An 18622-nucleotide genomic window follows, 5' to 3' on the forward strand; every position below is an offset into this window, starting at 1 on the left:
GTCCTCGCCGCCGGGGCCTCACGGCGTGCACCGAGGACGCGACCGCGACGTGCCCGTCGGGGGCGCCGAGCACCGCGAACGCGCCCGATTGGACGTATCAGGGCCGCACGGGATCGATCGTGGTCACCGGCCCCACCGACTCGTCCGCTCCGCTGATCAAGGTCGAGCAGCCGTTCGCCGTCGACGAGACGCATGTGCAGCGATTCAACCCCGAGGGCGACGGTGCGGTGGTCGCCGAGGACAACACCGTCACGGTCTGTTACCTGGGGGTGAACGGCCGCACCGGCGAGCGGTTCGACAGCAGCTTCGATCGCGGTAAGCCGGCCTCGTTCGCCGCGAACGGCGTCATCGCGGGGTTCCAGAAGGCCCTCGTGGGGCAGAAGGTCGGTTCGTCGGTGGGCGTCGCGATCGCCCCGCAGGACGGCTATACGACGGGGAACCCCGACGCCGGCATCCAGCCCGGCGACACGCTGATCTTCAGCATCAAGATCCTCGCGGCGAAGTGACTAGCCGACCGTCGCCAGCACTGCGCGGTGGTCCGCGCCGGGGACGTCGTGGAGCGAGACGTCCGCGCCGGTGAGGCCGCGGATCAGCACGTGATCGATCCCCACCACCGGCGGAAACGCCTTGTCGGTGGGGTACGTGGGCAGGAAGCCGGCGCCCGCGGACTGCCCGGCGTCGCGGTAGCCGTCCCGCAGCAGCCGGCGGAACTGCGTATGGTCGTAGGTCGCGTTGTAGTCGCCCAGCGCGACCACGGGACGCCCCGCCGGCACGCCGTGCAGCAGCGAGTCGATCTGGCGCAGCTCGCGCTGCCAGGTGTCGACGTCCACAGGCGGGACCGGGTGCAGCGCGAACAGTTGCACGTCGCCGCGGCCCGGGACGGTCGCGACGGCGGTGAGCCCCTCGAGCAGGAAGCCGGGGATCGACGCGGTACTCGCCAGCGGATACCGACTGTAGAGCGCGGTGCCGTCCGCCCCGGCGGCGGCGCGGACGAAGCCGTGCGGCAGATCGGCCGCGATCGTCGACGCCGCCACACGCTGCGCCGCCTCAGGGGTGATCTCCTGCACCGCCAGCACGTCGACGCGCCGGTCGCGCACCAGCGCCGCGAGCACGCCCACGTCCCCCGCGCCCACCTGGATGTTCGCGTTCAGCACCGTCAGGAGCGGCCCGGCGGGGCTACCGTCGCCGCGCCAGAGCGGGGACTGCACCCAGATCCCGACCCCGGCCACGAGCACTGCGAGCGCCACCCGGAACAGGGCGCGGGCGGACAGCAGGCACACCAGCGCGAGCGCGAGCGTCGCCGCCATGAGCACCGGCGAGACCGCCGCGGCCGCCACCGGCACCTTCTGGGCGAACGGCCAGAAGTGCAGCACGATCGCGGCGATCGCGCCGAGCAGCGCCACGGTACCGACGATGCTCGCCGCCATCCGGATGAAGATCCTCATGCTGCCATTCTGCCTGGCGAAGCGCTACTCGCCCCAGAACACCCGGTCGACCACGGCCCGCGCGCGCCGCGTGGTGCGCAGGTAGTCCTCGAGGTAGTCCAGCGACGCGCCGCGCCACCCTGCCACGTACGCCACGTTCGAGAGCACGGCGCCGGGGCCCGGCAACTGGTCGACGGGCTTGCCGCGCACCAGGAACAGGGCGTTGCGCGCCCGGGTGGCGGTGAGCCACGCGCTGCGCAGCAGGTCCACGTCCTCCTCGGGCAGCAGCTCGGCCTCGCGGATCGCGTCGAGCGATTCGAGCGTGGATGTGTTGCGCAGCGCGGGAACGGCGCTCGCGTACCGCAGCTGCTCGAGTTGCACCGTCCACTCCACATCGGAGAGCCCGCCGCGCCCCAGCTTGGTGTGCGTCGCCGGGTCGGCGCCGCGGGGCAGCCGCTCCGAATCGACGCGGGCCTTGATCCGCCGCAGCTCGCGCACCGTCTCCGGCGAGACGCCGCCGTCGGGGTACCGCGTCTCGTCCACGATGTGCAGGAACTCCCGGGAGAGCTCCTCATCGCCGGCCACGTGGGTGGCGCGCAGCAGCGCCTGCACCTCCCACGGCTGGGCCCACTGGTCGTAGTACGTCCGGTAGGCCGCCAGGGTACGCACCACCGGCCCGTTGCGTCCCTCGGGCCGCAGCCCGGTGTCCACCTCCAGGCCCGGGTCCACCGACGGTGCGCCGAGCCGCGTGCGCACCGCGTCCGCCACCAGGTTCGCCCACCGAGTCGCGTCGGACTCCTCGTAGCCCTCGTTGGGCACGCACACGAACAGCACGTCGGCGTCGGAGCCGTAGCCGATCTCGTGGCCGCCGAGCCGGCCCATGCCGATCACGGCGATCCGCGCGGGCGCGCCGGACGGGTATGCGCTGCGGCTGGATTCGCGCTCCGCGACGGACGTCGCGACCTCGGAGACCAGTGCCGCGTCGAGGGCCGCTCCCCACACGGACGACAGCGCCGCACACACCTGCGGCACGGTCATCATGCCCAGGATGTCGGCGGAGGCGATGCGGGCGATCTCGCTGCGCCGCATGGCCCGCGCCACCGCGATCGCGCGGTCGCGGTGGTGCGCGCGGCTCACCGCCGCGAGCATCCCGTTGTACACCTCCTGCGGCGAGGTGGCCGTGAGCTTCGGCCCGTCCGCGCCGTCGGAGTACATCCGGATCACCTCGGGCGAGCGCGCCAACAGCTCGCCGACGAACGTGGACGACCCGAGCACCGTCATCAGCCGCTGCGCGACGACGGATTCGTCGCGCAACACCCGCAGATACCACTCGACGTCGCGCAGGTCCTCCGAGAGATTGCGGTAGTTCAGCAGACCCCCATCGGGATTCGGTGTCTCGCTGAGCCATTCGAGCAGGGTCGGCAGCAGGATGGTCTGGATGCGGCCTCGGCGCGACGAGTCTGCCATCGCCTTGAGGTGTGCCAGCGCATGCTGCGGCTGACGGAAGCCCAGGGCGCCGAGGCGGGCGACGATGGCGTCGTCGGTCAGGCTCACGGCCTCGGCGTCGAGGCCGGCGATCGAGTCCAGCAGCGGCCGGTAGAACAGCTTGGTGTGCAGCCGCCGCACCCGCGCGGACTGCCGCTTGAGTTCGGCGCGCAGCACCCCGGCGGCGTCGCGGTCGCCGTCGGGCCGCATGTGCGCCGCCCTCGCGAGCCATCGCCACGCCTCCTCGTGGTCGGGCGGGGCAGCAGGTGCGTGCGCTCCATCCGACGCAGCTGCAGCCGGTGCTCGAGCAGGCGCAGGAACTCGTAGCTCGCAGTGAAGTTCGCGCCGTCGTCCCGGCCCACGTACCCGCCGGCGGTCAGGGCCTCCAGGGCGTCGACGGTGCTCCGCTCCCGCAGGGTCTCGTCGGTGCGGCCGTGCACGAGCTGCAGCAGCTGGACCGCGAACTCCACGTCACGCAGCCCGCCCCGGCCCAGCTTGAGCTCGCGGTCGCGCAGCGCGGGAGCGATGTTCTCCTCGACCCGCCGGCGCATCTCCTGCACGTCCTGCACGAAGTCCTCGCGCTCGGCCGCCTCCCACACCATCGGGCTGAGCGCCGCGAGATACTCGTAGCCGAGCGCCATGTCGCCGGTCTGCGGCCGGGCTTTGAGCATCGCCTGGAACTCCCAGGTCTTGGCCCACCGCTTGTAGTACGCCACATGCGATTCCAGCGTGCGGGTGAGGCTCCCGGCCTTCCCCTCGGGGCGCAGCGCCGCGTCCACGTCGAAGAACGCGGCGGAGCCGATCCGCATCATCTCGCCCGCGAGCCGGGCCGACGGCCCGTCGGCGGGTTCGGCCACGAAGATCACGTCCACGTCCGAGACGTAATTCAGTTCGCGCGCCCCACATTTGCCCATCGCGACCACGGCGAGCCGGCCCTGCGGCTCGGAGTCCGGGTACACGGTCGCCACGGCCACGGCGAGCGCGGCGGTGAGGGCGGCGTCCGCGAGATCGGCCAGGTGCGCGCCGACGATCGGGTACGGCAGCGTCGGCTCGTTCTCCACGAGCTCCGCGAGGTCGCGGGCCGCGAGGATCATGATCAGGTCGCGGTAGCCGTCGCGCAATCTCGCGATCGCCTCGCCGCCCGTGACGGCGGCGCGGTACAACAGGTCGTCGTCGGCGCGCCCGGGCACCTTCACCGCGTCGACGGTCGCGAGCATCGCCGCGATAAGGTCGTCGCGCGAGCGCAGCGGGGCGGTGTCGGTGAGCAGCCGCCACGTGGCGGGGCGGCTGATCATGTGGTCGCCCAGCGCGTCGGAGGCACCGAGCAGCCCGAACAGCCGTCCGCGGAACGTGGTGTCCGCACGGATCAGCGCGTCGACCTCCGTCCAGTCGTCGCCGACGGCTTCGCGCAGCCGGATCAGCGCACGCAGCGTCCAGTCCGGGTCGGCGGCGCGGGACAGCGCCCAGAGCACGTCCACGCTCTCGGCGTTCGCCCATCCGAGGAGTTCGAGGTTCTCGTCGGCGGCGGGGTCGAGCAGGCCGAGCCTGCCCGCACCGGGACGGCGGACCTCACGGCTGGTCGGCGGCACCGTCGACCCCTTACAGCGACAGGAAGCGGTCGAGCTCGAACGGGGTGACCACCGACCGGTAGTCGTTCCACTCGGACCACTTGTTGCGCAGGAAGTATTCGAAGACGTGCTCCCCGAGCGTCTCCGCCACCAGCTCGCTCTTCTCCATCAGGACGAGGGCGTCGTCCAGGCTGGTCGGCAGGTCCCGGAAACCCATCGAACGGCGCTCGCGCGCGGTCATCTGCCGCACGTCGTCCTCGGCGGCCTCGGGCAGGTCGTAGCCGCCCTTGATGCCGGCGAGCCCGGCGGCGCACAGCACCGCGAAGGCCAGGTACGGGTTGCACGCGGAATCGGGCGAGCGCACCTCGACCCGGCGGCTGCTGGCCTTGTTCGGCGTGTACAGCGGCACGCGCACCATCGCGGACCGGTTGGCGGCGCCCCACGTCGCGGCCGTAGGCGCCTCGTCGCCGGTCACCAGGCGCTTGTACGAGTTGACCCACTGGTTGGTCACGGCCGAGATCTCCGGCGCGTGGTGCAGGATGCCGGCGATGAACGCCTTGCCCGTCGCCGAGAGCTGCAGCTCGTCGTCCGGGTCGTGGAAGGCGTTGGAATCCCCCTCGAACAGGCTCATGTGGGTGTGCATGCCCGAGCCCGGATGGTTGCCGAACGGCTTCGGCATGAACGAGGCCTTCACGCCCTCGGCCATCGCCACCTCCTTGACGAGGTAGCGGAAGGTCATCACGTTGTCGGCCATCGACAGCGCGTCGGCGTAGCGCAGGTCGATCTCCTGCTGGCCCGGCCCCGCCTCGTGGTGGCTGAACTCGACGGAGATGCCCATCGCCTCGAGGGCCTCGATGGCGCTGCGCCGGAAGTTCGGCGCCGACTCGTGGACCGCCTGGTCGAAGTAGCCGCCCGTATCGGCCGGGATCGGCCGGCCGTCCGCGGCGAGCTCCTTCTTGAGCAGGTAGAACTCGATCTCCGGGTGCACGTAGCAGGAGAAACCCAGATCGGCGGCGCGGTTCAGCTGCCGCCGCAGCACATGACGGCTGTCGCCCCAGGACGGCGTACCGTCGGGCATCGCGATGTCGCAGAACATGCGGACCGAGTGCATCTCGCCGTCGCCGCTGGTCCACGGCAGCACCTGGAAGGTGCTGGGGTCCGGCTTGGCGACGGTGTCGGCCTCGGACACGCGGGAGAAGCCCTCGATCGAGGAACCGTCGAACCCGATGCCCTCGGTGAAGGCGCCCTCCAACTCGGCCGGGGCGATGGCCACGGACTTGAGGAAACCGAGCACGTCGGTGAACCACAGCCGCACGAAGCGGATGTCCCGTTCCTCGATGGTGCGAAGGACGAACTCCTGCTGCCGATCCATGGCTCGACCCTAGGCGAGAAGGTGTTAACGGCGTGTTACATGTGCCGGGAATCCGCGGGTCCCCGCGGGTGCCGGGCCCCGCGAGTAGGGTCCGGGGCGTGAAGGCACCATCCGCACGCATCGCACTGGCATCCGCCGCGATCGGCGCCGTGGGGCTCGCGGGCTGCGACTCGCCGTCGGACACCACGGCCGCGCCGAGCACCGGCACCGACCCGATCGCCGTCTGCCCCAGCGGCGCCCCCGCGCCCGGCGCGAAGCCGGTGGAGTTGGCGGGCGCCGCCGGCCGGGCGGCCGTGATCGCGCCGACGAAGGACTCCGCACCACGGGTCACCGTCGAGACCCCGTACCGCGTGGACGCGTCCCACGCGACCACGACGCAGCCGGGCTCGGGCGCCGAGCTCACCGAGAACTCCGTGGTCACCGTTTGTTATCAGGGGGTCAACGGACGCACCGGCAGGGTGTTCGACGATGCCTTCTCCCGCGCCACGTCCGCCGAGGTGGCGCTGCCCGACATGATCGCGGGATTCCGCACCGCGCTGGTGGGGCAGCGATCCGGGGCCACCGTCGTCGCCTCCGTGACCGCCGCCGACGCCTACCCCAAGGGCGAGCCGCGCGCCGGGATCGAGCCCGGTGACACTCTGATCTACGCGATCACCGTGCTCGCCGCGAACTGACGCGCCGGCCGGCTCTACAGCACCCGGCGGCGCCGCAGCGCTACGCCGTGCAGCGCAGGTTCGCGGCCGGGGCCTTGAGGTCGCGCAGGTACGCAGTGACGGCGTCGTCGACGCACGCGTTGCCGTCCAGGGACACCGTGTGCTGGCTGCCCTCGAAGCTGATCAGCGACGCGCCCAGCTGCTTCGCCAGGCTCACGCCGTTCTCGTAGGGGGTGGCCGGGTCGTGCGTCGTCGAGATCACCACGAGCTTCGGGGCGCCCACGGCGTTCACCTCGTGCGGCTTCAGCGTGGGCGCGGCGGCCCAGAACGCGCAGGTGCCCTTCGCCGCCTTCCCGGTGCCGCGGCCATCGTCGAGGAACGGTGCGGCCTTGCGGATCTCGCGGTCGAGCCGCGACAACTCGGCGGGGTCCGTGATCGCCGGGCCGTCGACGCAGTTGATCGCCGTGTTGGCGTCCATCATCGGCGAGTAACGGCCCAGCTCGTCGCGGCTGAGGTACAGGTCGGCGATCCGCTGCAGGAGTGCGCCGTCGCCCTTCTTCAGGTTGGCGAGCCCCACCCGCAGCGGCTCCCACAGCTGCTGCGCGTACATGGCCTGGATGGTCGCGGTGGTGGCGTCGTTGTAGCTCAGCTGCCGGCCGCCCTGGCCGCGGACGGTCTTGTCGATCAGCGGCCGCACCAGCTGCTGGTAGGTCTCCGTCGCCTTCGCGGGATCGGTGCCCACGGGGCAGTCGGGCCGCTTGGCGCAGTCCTTCGCCCAGTCGTCGAACACGGTCTGGAATCCGGCCATCTGCTGCACGTTCGACGTGATCTGGTCCTGCGCCGGGTCGACCGCACCGTCGAGCACCATCGCCCGGACGTTCTCCGGGAACCGCTCGGCGTAGATCGCGCCGATGAACGTGCCGTAGCTGTACCCCAGGTACGTGAGCTTCTTGTCGCCCAGCACCGCGCGCAGCACGTCCAGGTCCCGGACCGTGTCGGCGGTGCCCACGTGCTCGAGGAACTTCTTGCCCATCTTCTCGGCGCACAGGTCGGCCTGCGACTCGTTGAACTCCTCCTGCTTGGCGATGCCCGCCGGCGAGTTGTCGAAGGCCAGCGTGGAGAGCCGGTTCTCGTCGCGCTGCTTGTCGCTGAAGCACCGCACCGCGGGCGAGCTCGCGCCCACCCCGCGCGGATCCCAGCCCACGAGGTCGAACGTGCTGGTGATCTCGAACTTGTCGGCGTCCATCGACTTCGCCGCCACCTGCTGCACGCCCGACCCACCGGGCCCGCCGGGGTTCATCAGCAGCGACCCCTGCTTCTTCCCCGACGCCTTCACCTTCGCCACCGCGAGCTTCGTCTCGCCCGCGGACGGGTCGTTGTAGTCGATCGGCACGGTCAGCTGCGCGCACTCGAGCCGCTGCCGGTCGTACTCCTGCACCTCGTCGGTCTTGGCCATCTCGGCGCACGAGCCCCAGTCCAGCTTCTGTCCGTAGTACTTCTTCAGGCCCGAGGGTCCACTCGGGGCGGCCCCGCCGGGCTCCGTCGCGCCGCCGAACACCGTCGAGCTCTCCGACGGAACGGGGTCGCCGCCGATCTGGACCGAGCACCCCGCGAGGGTGACGGCGGAGGCGAGCGCGAACGCGGCGACGAGGGGCTTGCGGGCCTTCATTCCACCGATCCTGCCACGCGCCGGGCCGCAACCGAGGGACGCTAGGGTTGAGCCATGACGCCCCTTCGTGTCGCGGCGTGCCAGATCAACCCCGTCGTGGGTGATCTGGACGCCAACGTCACCCGCATCACCGCCGCCGCTCGTGAGGCAGCCCAGCACGGTGCCCAGGTCGCCGTGTTCGGCGAGATGGCCCTCACCGGTTATCCGGTGGAGGACCTGCTGCTCCGTCGGTCCTTCGCGGTCGACTCCCGCGAAGCGGTCCACGAGCTCGCCCGTGCCCTCGACGCCGCCGGCTGCGGCGACCTGATCGTGGTCGTCGGCTTCCTAGACCGCGATCCGGACGCCCCCGAGACCAGCACGAACCCCACCGGCGGCGCCCGCAACGCCGCCGGAGTCCTGCACGGCGGCCGGCTCGTCGCCCGCTACGACAAGCACTTCCTGCCCAATTACGGCGTCTTCGACGAGAAGCGCTGGTTCACGCCCGGCGACCGGCTGGTCGTCCTCGACGTCGACGGGGTGCGGCTGGGCCTGGCCATCTGCGAGGACGTCTGGTGGCCCGACGGTCCCGTGGCCGGCCTGGGCGCGCTCGGCGTCGACGCGGTGCTGTGCCTCAACGCCAGCCCGTTCGAGGTGGGCAAGCCGGCGCAGCGGCGCGAGATCGCCGCCGCGCGCGTGGCCGAAGCAGGCGCGCCGCTGATCTACGTCAACCTGGTCGGCGGCCAGGACGAACTCGTCTTCGACGGTGACTCGTTCGTCACGCTGCCGGGCGGCGACTGGGCGCCCGGCGCGCAGTTCGTCGAGACGACCACTCTCACCGACGTCCCCGCGCTCGGCCGCCCGCACGATGCCGAGGTCGCCGGGTGGGCCGTCGAGACGGTCGCGCTGGCCGCCCGGCCCACCACCGCCACCGTCGACGGTGCCGCCCGCCCGGCCGAGCTCGACGAGACCGCACAGATCTGGGCCGCGCTGGTCACCGGCACGCGGGACTACGTGCACAAGGTGGGCGGGCGCACCGTCGCGCTGGGCATGTCCGGCGGCATCGACTCGGCCCTGGTGGCCGTGATCGCCGCCGACGCGGTGGGCGCCGACAACGTGTACGGCGTGGGCATGCCGTCCAAGTACAGCTCGGACCACTCCAAGGACGACGCCGCGGATCAGGCGCGCCGCATGGGTATCCACTTCCGGTTCGAGCCGATCGAGCACATGGTGGAGTCGTTCGTCGGCCAGCTGCACCTGAGCGGCCTCGCCGAGGAGAACATCCAGGCGCGGTGCCGCGGCATGACGCTGATGTCGCTGTCGAACCTGGACGGGCACCTGGTGCTGGCCACCGGCAACAAGAGCGAACTGGCCGTGGGCTATTCGACCATCTACGGCGACGCGGTGGGCGCCTACGCGCCGATCCGCGACGTCGAGAAGTCGCTGGTGTGGGACCTCGCACGATGGCGCAACAAGGTGGCGATCGAGCGCGGCGAGACCCCGCCGATCCCGGAGAACTCGATCACCAAGGAGCCGTCGGCCGAGCTGCGGCCGGACCAGAAGGACAGCGATTCGCTGCCGGACTACGACATCCTCGACGACATTCTGCGGCGCTATGTCGAGCAGGACCAGGGCGTCGCCGAGATCGCCGAGGCCGGTTACGAACCCGAGCTGATCCGCAAGGTGGCCCGGCTCGTGGACCGCGCCGAGTACAAGCGCCGGCAGTACCCCCTGGGACCGAAGGTCACGCCCAAGGCCTTCGGCCGCGACCGGAGGATGCCGATCACCAATCGCTGGCACGACCCGGCGTAACAGACTGCCCGGACCGGAGAGACCGGCTGGGACAGAGGGAATGGAGCGAGCACGATGAGCGAGAGCCCCGTCTACGGAAGCGGAACCGGCGCCGGGAACGCGCCGGCCCGGAAGAAGGTGCGCATCCACCACCTGGCCGAGCTCAAGGAGCGCGGCGAGAAGTGGGCGATGCTCACCAGTTACGACTACATGACCGCCTCGATCTTCGACGAGGCCGGCGTCACCGCCCTACTGATCGGCGACAGCGCAGCGAACACCGTGTACGGGTTCGACTCCACGCTGCCGATGGAGCTGGACGTGATGGCGGCGATGGTCGCCGCGGTGCGCCGCGGCACCAAGTACGCGCTCGTGGTGGCGGACATGCCGTTCGCCAGCTACGAGGAGTCCCCGGAGCAGGCCTACCGCAGCGCCGCGAAGCTGATGAAGGCCGGCGCCGAGGCGGTGAAGCTGGAGGGCGGTGTGCACATGGCGCCCACCATCGAATTCCTGCAGCGCCGCGGCATCCCCGTGATGGCGCACATCGGCTTCACGCCCCAGTCGGTGAACTCGCTGGGCGGCAACCGGGTTCAGGGCCGCGGCGACGAGGCGGCCGACAAGATCCGGCTCGACGCGAAGGCGGTGGACAGCGCCGGCGCCTTCTCCGTGGTGCTGGAGATGGTGCCGTCGGACGTGGCCGCCCAAGTCACGAAAGAGATCTCGATCCCCACGATCGGGATCGGCGCCGGCAACCAGTGCGACGGCCAGGTGCTGGTGTGGCAGGACTTCTCCGGCCTCAACCGCGGCCGCACGGCGCGGTTCGTCAAGAAGTACGCGAGCATCGGCGACGAGCTGCTGCGCGGCGCCCAGGACTACGTGGCGGAGGTCGCCTCGGGCGAGTTCCCCGGACCGGAGCACGGATTCTGATGACGGAGGAGAACACGACCGGGGTGCTCGGGGGCGGAGCCCCCGAGGGGACTTCTACCCCGAGATCGAGCCCTACCGCACCGAGCTGCTGGACGTGGGCGACGGCCAGCTCCTGTACGTCGAGCAGAGCGGGAACCCCGCGGGCAAGCCCGTGGTGTTCGTCCACGGCGGCCCGGGCGGCGGCACCTCCCCGAGTGCCGCCGGTTCTTCGACCCGGCGGCGTACCGGATCGTGGTCTTCGACCAGCGCGGCTGCGGGCAGAGCAAGCCGCACATCGCGGATCAGCCCTCCGGCGAGGGGGATTCACTCGCCGACCGGCTGGCCGTGAATACCACGCCCCACCTGATCGCCGACATCGAGCGCATCCGGGAACACCTCGGCATCGAGAAGTGGCAGGTGTTCGGCGGGTCCTGGGGCTCCACGCTGGGCCTGGCCTACGCCCGGCCCACCCGGACCGGGTCACGGAGCTGGTGCTGCGCGGCATCTTCCTGCTGCGCCGCAGCGAGCTCGACTGGTACTACAACGACGGTGCCTCCCACATCTATCCGGACGACTGGGAGGAGTACCTGGCGCCGCTCGACGAGGCGGACCGGGCACCGTCGGCCGACAAGATCGCGGCCTACCACCGGCTGCTGCACTCCCCCGACCAGGACGTCGCGCTGCGCGCGGCGAAGGCGTGGTCGAAGTGGGAGCGCGGCACCAGCCACCTGATCAACACGCCGGAGAAGGCCGCGGACGCGGACGACCCGCGGTTCGCGATCCCGTTCGCGCAGATCGAGAACCACTACTTCGTGAACGGCGGATTCCTCGGCGAGGGGCAGCTGCTGCGCGACATCGGCCGCATCGCCGGCATCCCGGGCGTGATCGTCCAGGGCCGCTACGACGTGGTGTGCCCGGCGCGCAGCGCGTGGGACCTGCACCGCGCCTGGCCGTCCGCCGAGTTCGTCATGGTCCCGGACGCCGGGCACTCCGCCTTCGAGCCGGGCATCCGCTCGGCACTCATCGACGCCACCGACCGATACGCAAGGGACAGATAGCCGATGGCCGAGCAGCGCGAGATCGAGACCAAGTACGAGGTGGACGCCGCCACCGCGGCGCCGTCTCTGGCCGCGGTGCCCGGGGTGGACAGCACCACCACCGACGAGGTTTTCCACCTGGTGGCCGTGTATTACGACACCGAGGCGCTGGACCTGTCCGCGAACCGGATCACGTTGCGGCGCCGCACGGGCGGCAAGGACGACGGGTGGCACCTCAAGCTGCCCGACGGTGCCGACCGCCGGGAGGTGACCGCGCCGCTCGGCGACGAGCCCGACGGTGCCGCCGCCGAGGTGCCGGCCGAGCTCACCGAGCGCGTGCGCGCGGTGGTCCGCGGACGCACGCTGGCGCCGATCGCGATCGTGGAGAACGAGCGGCACACCACGTACCGCCACGCGGTGGACGGGGAGCTCCTGGGCGAGTTCGTCGACGACCACGTGCACTCGATCTCGCTGCTGCCCGACGGTGCCGAGAAGAACTGGCGCGAGTGGGAGTTCGAGGTGCCGGACACCCCACTCGGCCGCAAGACGGCGACGGCCGTCGACAAGACGCTCCGCGCCGCGGGCGGCGGGCGGCCCGACGCGGCGTCGAAGCTGGCGCGGGCCATCGACTCGGACCCGGCCCGGGGCACCGTCGAGCTGCCGAAGAAGGCGTCGCGCGCGACGGCCGGGCAGCTGTTGACGGCCGCGCTCGGCGCGTACCGCGACAAGCTGCTGCGCGAGGATCCGCGGGTCCGGGCGCGCGGCGACGACTCGGTGCACCAGATGCGGATCGCGACGCGGCAGCTGCGCAGCGTGCTGACGGAGTTCTCGGGCTTCTTCGAGGGCCCGTCGCGGGCCGCGCTGAGCTCGGAGCTCAAGTTGCTGGCCTCGATCCTCGGCGCGGTGCGCGACGCGGAGGTCTTGGCGCAGCGGTTCGAGGCGTTCGACGGTGACCTGGCGGGCGCGGGCGCCGCCCTCGCCCAGCGGCAGCGGGCCGCGGAGGCTCGCGGCTGGTCACGCGTGGGCATCGCGCTCCGCTCCGACCGCTATTTCGTGCTGCTGGACGCGATCGACGCGTTCATCGCCGACCCGCCCCTGCGCGAGCGGGCGGACCAGCCGGCCGTCAAGAGCCTGGCCCCGCTGCTGGACAAGCGGATCCGCTCGTTCGCGCGGCAGTCCGCGGGCCTCCTCGCGCTGCCCACCTGCACCGACGAGGACGTGCACGCGGTGCGCAAGCACGCCAAGCGGCTGCGGTACGCGTCCGCCGTGGTCGACCCGGTGGTGCGCGGTGACCTGCGGCACGAGGTGAAGGCGCTGGCGAAGGTGCAGACCCGGCTCGGCGAGTTCCAGGACGCCACCATCGCGCGCGACGCGGTGACCGAGCTCGCCGCGGAGACCACGGACCCGTCGATCGCGTTCCGGCTCGGCCGGCTCGATGCGGCCGAGGAGTGGCGCGCCGCCCGGCCCGCGAGGCGCTGCCCGCGCTCCTGCGCAAGCTCCGCTGACGCGCCCTCCCGCGCCGACGCCCTCCCGCGCCGGGCCGCCTGAGCCGTCAGAGCCCGGCGAGGCCGGCGAGGCGGCCGCCGATATCGGCGCCGGAGTAGGACTTGTGCGAGTCGGTCACGGTGTCGGCGAGGTTGCCCGTCCAGTGGCACACCGGGTCCCCCGCGGTGCACACGGTGATCGTGCGGCCGCCCACCCGTGCGGGGATCGGCGCGGGGTTCGCGCCGCTGATCATCGCCGAGGCCTGCGCCATGCCCTGCGAGCGGGGCGCGCTGCCGAGGTAGCGGGTGGTGTCGTTCGGGATGCGGTCCGGGTCGGCGATCAGCGCGGCGCCGACGATCTGCTTCGTGTCGCCGAGGCGCTGCAGCGCGCGGTGCACTGCGGAGGCGCCTTGCGAGAAGCCCACGAGCACGATCTTCGTCGACGGGCAGGCCTTGGTGACGATGCCCACGTCGCCCTGGGTGTTCGCGGCGCCGGTGTTGATGCTGGCCAGGAACCCGCCCAGCTTGTCCAGGCCGGTGGGCACGGGCGCGGCCGGGTAGTGGATGGGCCGGATCGCCACCGTCTTGTCCGCGGCGCGGACGCGGGCCGCGAAGGCCTGCGCCGCGGCGTTCACCGTGGTGCCGAGGCCGCCCGCCTCGCGGCCCTCACCGGAACCGGCGACGCCGATGAACGTGTAGTCGGCGCAGGTGGGCGCCGCGGCCGCCGGGGCGGCGACGAACGCGGCGCCAGCGGCGCGACCAGGGCTGCGAGTGCGGGAATGAGGACGAGGCGACGACTCATGCATCTCAAACTAGCGCGTCGTCGTACGCGAAGGACACCTTTCTGGCGGCAACGTCCGCGGTCTCCAGGCGCACGTTCACCCGGCTGCCCTCGGGCGGCGTGCCCGTGCACGGGGCCATGACCACGGGATCGTCGAGCAGCACCTGATCGTCACGCACCGCGATCGCCGCGAAGTCCTCCCCCACCCGGTCGGCCAGGATCACGGCCTCGGTGAGGTCGATGCACGCCCGGTCCACCTTGTTCGCCGTGCCGTTCGTGCGCTGCATGGTCTCGGCGACGTCGGTGAGGGCGCCCGAGGCCCACCGGGATCGGCGTGCCCGCGCACGCGGCGAGACACACCTCGGTGGCGTACCTGTCCGCCGTGCGCCGCAGCGGGGCGGTGACGTGCGCGTACGGCGCGCCCACCCCGGCGTGCGCATGGTCGTCCGGCAGTGCCGCACCGGCACCGAACGCCGTGTACCCGGACCCGCGCAGCAGGCGGGTGGCGTCGCTCATCACGGCCAGCCCCTGCGGGGTCTCGACGTCGAGCCCGGCCAGGAAGTCGCCGACGCCGACGCCCTGCGGCCAGTCCGCGCCCAGCGCGGCGGCGGTGCGGCGCAGGTCGGCGACGGCGTCGGCGGGCGCCGCGGGGAGGGTCCGCAGCAGGCCGATGCCGGCGTCGATCATGATCGTCGCCGCGCACACGCCGGTGAGCAGCGATATCTGGGCGTTGTAGGCGTCGAAATCGGTGCGCGGTTCGATCCGCAGCGTCCACCCGTCCGGGCCCTGTACCGCCTCCTGGGCGGGGAGCCGCAGGTCGACGGCGCCGTGCACACGGCCCCACGCCTGGCGCAGCTTCCCCACCTCGGCGAGGAGGGCGATGCTCGGGTGCACGCGGCCGGCGTCGAAATCGGCCTGCACGCCGGCGTAGTCGAGCTGCGCGCGGGAGCGGACGAGCGCGCGGGCCACGGTGGCCGAGGCGACCTCGCCCGCGGCGTCGATTCGGATCTCCCACAGCGCCGCGGCCCGGTCCTGACCGGGCAGCAGCGATCCCACGCCCTCGGACAGCGATCGCGGGTGCAGCGGGACGGAACCGTCGGGCAGGTACATCGTCTGGCCCCGTCGGCGGGTCTCGGCCTCGAGGGCACCGCCGGGCGCGACCAGCGCGCCCACGTCGGCGATCGCGTAGTGCACGAGGTAGCCGTCGCCGTCCGCGGCGATGTGCACGGCCTGGTCGAGATCCTTGGACCCGGGCGGGTCGATCGTCACGAACTCGATGTCCCGACGGTCCGCCCCCCTGCGGGTGCCGGTCCGCCGCCGCGGCGGCCTCGGCCTCGACGCCGGCCTCGAACGCCTCGACCAGCTCGAACTCGGCACGGACCGAACCGAAGTCGACGTCGCTGGACGGGACGGGGCCGCGCATCGGGATGCCGGCCACGCTACGCCCCGTCCGCCTGCGCCCCGTCCGCCTGCGTGTCCGCGGGCAGTGCCTCGACGCTCATGGCCGCGGCGGTGCGATCGCCCGCGACGAGCCAGGCGTAGAGGACGTCGCCGTCGCGGTGCGCGAGCAGCCGCGGGGCGTCCTCGATCTGTAGGGCGGAGTTGTGCTCGACGATGCCGCGCAGCGGTAGCCGCTCGCGCAGGTCCGGCTGCGTCGCCAGCACCTCCTCCAGCGCCGTCCAGTAGACCGCGTTGTTGACGTGCTGGATGATGTCCAGATCCGCCGCGCGCAACAGGAACGGCACCTCGACCGCGTCGGGATGCGGCTTCGGGTCGAGCCACTGCTTCCAGCGCAGGACGCCGGGCTCCGCCGCCGCGCCGAACGTGCTCAGGAACGTCTCGCTCAGCGCCGACGGCGTCAGCGTGTCGATGTTGAAGTTGATCCAGAACGCCTCGGTCTCGATCCGGGTGCCCTTGCGGCCGTCGATGCCGATGCGCACGTTGCACCAGCGCGAGCCCATCTTCGAGCCCCAGCGCTCCACGGTGAGGATGTCGGGCTGGTCGCCGCCCTCGATCATCTCGATCACCGTGCGGCGCACCACCCAGTACGGGTGCACGTCCTCGTAGTCGACGTGCCGCAGGTGGTCCTGCCCCGTGTCCTGCAGGTACCGGGCGACGCCGTCGAACTTCAGACGCCGGTCCTGGCTGACGGCATCGCCCCGTACCGACCGCTGAGCGGTGTAGATGGCGCCACTGTCCAGCAACCGCTGGCGACGCTCGGGCTCGGTGATGCGTGGGGGCAGGGGTTCTCCGATCACTCGCCTGACACCAGTCGACGGTGCGCTTGTTGAACGCGCGCAGCGCGAGCGGCGCGAACACCACGGTGAGCGCGATCGACCAGATCACCGTGGCCGCCACCGGGTGCTGCAGCGACCACGGCGCGTCCGGCCGCAGGGGTACGCTGTTGCCCCAGAGCACCCGCATGGACTGCACGAGCGACGACACCGGGTTCCACTCGGCGATCGCCCGGAGCCACGACGCCATCCCCTCCGTGGGCACGAACGCGTTGGACAGGAACGTGATCGGGAACATCGTGGCGAACATGAACCCGTTGACCGCCTCGATCGACTGCATGGCGCAGCCGACGAGGATGCCGAACCAGATCATCGCGAAGCCGAACAGGAGCAGGACGGCGAAGCCGAGCACGGCGTCCACCGGGTTGGTGCGGATCCGCCAGCCGATCACGAGTCCCGTGACCGCCATGACGACGATGCCGATCGACGAGTGCATCAGGCTCGCGATACTGCGGCCGATCAGGACCGCCGACCGACTGATCGGCAGTGAGCGGAACCTGTCGATGATGCCCTTGTCGAGATCGGTCGTGAGGCCGCCCGCCACGACGAAACACGTGAACACCATCGTCTGCCCGAGGATGCCGGGCAGCAGGTACTCGCGGTAGGAGACGCCCTGGGTGGGGATGGCGGCACCGAACACGAACGCGAACAGCAGTGTGAACATGATCGGCTGGATCGTGACGTCGGAGAGCATCTCGGGCATCCGTTTGGTGTGGATCAGGCTGCGCCGGACCATGATCCAGGACTGCTGCCAGAGCGTGGTCTGATGCGTCTCCACCGCGCTCACCGGGGTGATGGTGGTCATGCGTGCGCCTCCTCGGCGTCGTCGTTCTGCGGGGCGGACGGCTCGGCGGGTTTGCCCGTGAGAGAGGAAGACGTCGTCCAGGCTCGGCCGCGCCAGTCCCAGATCGTCCACCTCGATGCCGCTGTCGGCGAACAGCGCGACCACGCGGTTCAGGTCGGCCAGCCCGTCGGACGGAGTGCTGACCCGGCGCGCGCCCTCGTCCACGAAGACCTCGCCGCCGAGGCCGGCGAGGATCTCGCGGGCGCGCGGCAGGTCGGCTGGCTGGGAGACCGTGAGCACCAGGCTGGCGGTGCCCGCCCGTTCCTTGAGCTGCAACGGGGTGCCCTGCGCGATCACCGTTCCCTTGTCGATGACCACGATGTCGTCCGCGAGCTGATCGGCCTCCTCGAGGTACTGCGTGGTGAGGAGCAACGTGGTGCCCTGCCGCACCAGCTCCCGCAGTACGTCCCACAGCTCCGAGCGGGCCCGCGGGTCGAGCCCCGTGGTGGGCTCGTCCAGGAACAGCACGGGTGGCGCGGTGAGCAGGCTGACCGCCAGGTCCAGCCGGCGGCGCATTCCGCCCGAGTACGCCTTGACCTGCTTGTTCCCCGCGTCGGTGAGCGAGAACTGCTCCAACAGCTCCTCCGAGCGGCGCCGGAGCACCGCCTTCGGGATGCCGTACAGCCCGCCGATCATCCGCAGGTTCTCCCGGCCGGTGAGGATCTCGTCCACGGTGGCGGCCTGGCCCGTGAGGCCCATGCTGCGGCGCACCTGCGCCGGCTGCTCCCGCACGTCGAACCCGGCGATGCGCGCGGTGCCCGAGGTGGGCGGCGACAGCGTGGTCATCATGCGCACGCACGTCGTCGTCCCCGCGCCGTTCGGACCGAGCATGCCCAGGACCGTGCCGCGCGGCACCTGGAAACTCACCCCGTTCACCGCGGTGAAATCGCCGAAGCGCTTCACCAGATTCTCAGCCTCGATCGCCCAGTCACCGCTGTCACCGTGTGTCATGCCGACAACGGTAGTGCGGGACACTGACAGGTTTCTACGACTTTTCCGCGTGGGTGCGGGCCCGATCGATCGGCCCGGCCGCGACCCCGACGGTGCCCGGGTTGACGACAGACACCCACCCCAGCTTCGCGTACAACGGGTGCGGGACCACGGCACCGTCGGCCGCGTAATCCCACTCGCCCGCCCGGACCGCGTGCTCGGCGGGCGGGTAACCGATCAGCTCCGCGAAGGCCTCACGGCCGACGTTCGCGTTCACCCGGAAAGCGCCGTCGCGGTCGAGGCGCGAGAGCGTATCGCCCGGGTAGTCCTTGGTGACGATCGTGGCGAACGGCATGACGCCGGGCTCGCCGTCCGGGGTGTAGTAGGCGAACGTGTCACCCCACGCGATCT

11 protein-coding genes and 5 pseudogenes are annotated in these 18622 nt (G+C 71.6%); 6 read left to right on the top strand and 10 right to left on the bottom strand.

From position 1 onward, the window contains the following. The first annotated feature begins 119 nt into the window (after window positions 1-119). Window positions 120-506, top strand: a complete 387-nt coding sequence (locus MTP03_RS14415; protein WP_248488856.1) for an FKBP-type peptidyl-prolyl cis-trans isomerase — start codon at window positions 120-122, stop codon at window positions 504-506. Here the strand turns inward: MTP03_RS14415 and MTP03_RS14420 are convergent, their stop codons facing one another. The 3 genes and pseudogenes from MTP03_RS14420 to MTP03_RS14430 all read right to left on the bottom strand — a co-directional run bounded on the left by MTP03_RS14420 (window position 507) and on the right by MTP03_RS14430 (window position 5849). Then, complete coding sequence (locus tag MTP03_RS14420; protein WP_248488857.1) at window positions 507-1445, bottom strand: endonuclease/exonuclease/phosphatase family protein; 939 nt, start codon at window positions 1443-1445, stop codon at window positions 507-509. A gap of 24 nt (window positions 1446-1469) precedes the next feature. Next, window positions 1470-4498 (bottom strand): annotated as a pseudogene (locus MTP03_RS14425) (bifunctional [glutamine synthetase] adenylyltransferase/[glutamine synthetase]-adenylyl-L-tyrosine phosphorylase). 10 nt (window positions 4499-4508) lie between these two features. After that, complete coding sequence (locus MTP03_RS14430; protein ID WP_248488858.1) at window positions 4509-5849, bottom strand: glutamine synthetase family protein; 1341 nt, start codon at window positions 5847-5849, stop codon at window positions 4509-4511. A gap of 98 nt (window positions 5850-5947) precedes the next feature. On the opposite strand from MTP03_RS14430, the gene MTP03_RS14435 reads away from it, so the two are divergent. Beyond that, window positions 5948-6523 (top strand): FKBP-type peptidyl-prolyl cis-trans isomerase, encoded by a 576-nt coding sequence (locus tag MTP03_RS14435; RefSeq protein WP_248488859.1) that lies wholly within the window; start codon window positions 5948-5950, stop codon window positions 6521-6523. A 40-nt stretch (window positions 6524-6563) separates the two neighbouring features. On the opposite strand, the gene MTP03_RS14440 is transcribed toward MTP03_RS14435, so the two are convergent. Next, entirely contained in the window at window positions 6564-8171 is a 1608-nt protein-coding gene (locus MTP03_RS14440) for an alpha/beta hydrolase (protein WP_248488860.1), read from the bottom strand. A gap of 54 nt (window positions 8172-8225) precedes the next feature. Here MTP03_RS14440 and MTP03_RS14445 point away from each other — a divergent pair, with 54 nt between their 5' ends. The 4 genes and pseudogenes from MTP03_RS14445 to MTP03_RS14460 all read left to right on the top strand — a co-directional run bounded on the left by MTP03_RS14445 (window position 8226) and on the right by MTP03_RS14460 (window position 13426). Next, on the top strand, window positions 8226-9959 hold the full coding sequence (locus MTP03_RS14445; protein ID WP_248488861.1) for an NAD+ synthase: 1734 nt from the start codon (window positions 8226-8228) through the stop codon (window positions 9957-9959). 54 nt (window positions 9960-10013) lie between these two features. Continuing rightward, window positions 10014-10862 (top strand): 3-methyl-2-oxobutanoate hydroxymethyltransferase, encoded by an 849-nt coding sequence (gene panB / locus MTP03_RS14450; protein ID WP_248488862.1) that lies wholly within the window; start codon window positions 10014-10016, stop codon window positions 10860-10862. 64 nt (window positions 10863-10926) lie between these two features. After that, a pseudogene (pip, locus tag MTP03_RS14455) lies at window positions 10927-11899 on the top strand (prolyl aminopeptidase). Between the two features lie 3 nt (window positions 11900-11902). Then, window positions 11903-13426: a CYTH and CHAD domain-containing protein gene (locus MTP03_RS14460; protein WP_248488863.1), complete on the top strand. Its 1524-nt coding sequence runs from the start codon at window positions 11903-11905 to the stop codon at window positions 13424-13426. Window positions 13427-13430: 4 nt separating this feature from the next. On the opposite strand, the gene MTP03_RS14465 is transcribed toward MTP03_RS14460, so the two are convergent. The 6 genes and pseudogenes from MTP03_RS14465 to MTP03_RS14490 all read right to left on the bottom strand — a co-directional run bounded on the left by MTP03_RS14465 (window position 13431) and on the right by MTP03_RS14490 (window position 18566). After that, window positions 13431-14168 carry a cutinase family protein gene (locus MTP03_RS14465; RefSeq protein WP_248488864.1) on the bottom strand — a complete coding sequence of 246 codons (738 nt, stop codon included), beginning with the start codon at window positions 14166-14168 and terminating at the stop codon, window positions 13431-13433. Between the two features lies 1 nt (window position 14169). Further along, window positions 14170-15566, bottom strand: a pseudogene (locus tag MTP03_RS14470) (RNB domain-containing ribonuclease). A gap of 16 nt (window positions 15567-15582) precedes the next feature. Next, window positions 15583-16401, bottom strand: coding sequence for an acyl-[acyl-carrier-protein] thioesterase (locus MTP03_RS14475; protein WP_248488865.1), 819 nt, complete (start codon window positions 16399-16401; stop codon window positions 15583-15585). A 13-nt stretch (window positions 16402-16414) separates the two neighbouring features. After that, window positions 16415-17242, bottom strand: a pseudogene (locus MTP03_RS14480) (ABC transporter permease); the annotation flags it as partial. Beyond that, window positions 17239-18232 (bottom strand): annotated as a pseudogene (locus MTP03_RS14485) (ATP-binding cassette domain-containing protein). The pseudogenes MTP03_RS14480 and MTP03_RS14485, both read right to left, overlap by 4 nt. Before the next feature lie 34 nt (window positions 18233-18266). Next, window positions 18267-18566 carry a DUF6194 family protein gene (locus tag MTP03_RS14490; RefSeq protein ID WP_371820770.1) on the bottom strand — a complete coding sequence of 100 codons (300 nt, stop codon included), beginning with the start codon at window positions 18564-18566 and terminating at the stop codon, window positions 18267-18269. Between the last annotated feature and the right edge of the window lie 56 nt (window positions 18567-18622).

Origin of the sequence: Tsukamurella sp. PLM1 (assembly GCF_023168325.1) — a bacterium.
GTDB lineage: Bacteria > Actinomycetota > Actinomycetes > Mycobacteriales > Mycobacteriaceae > Tsukamurella.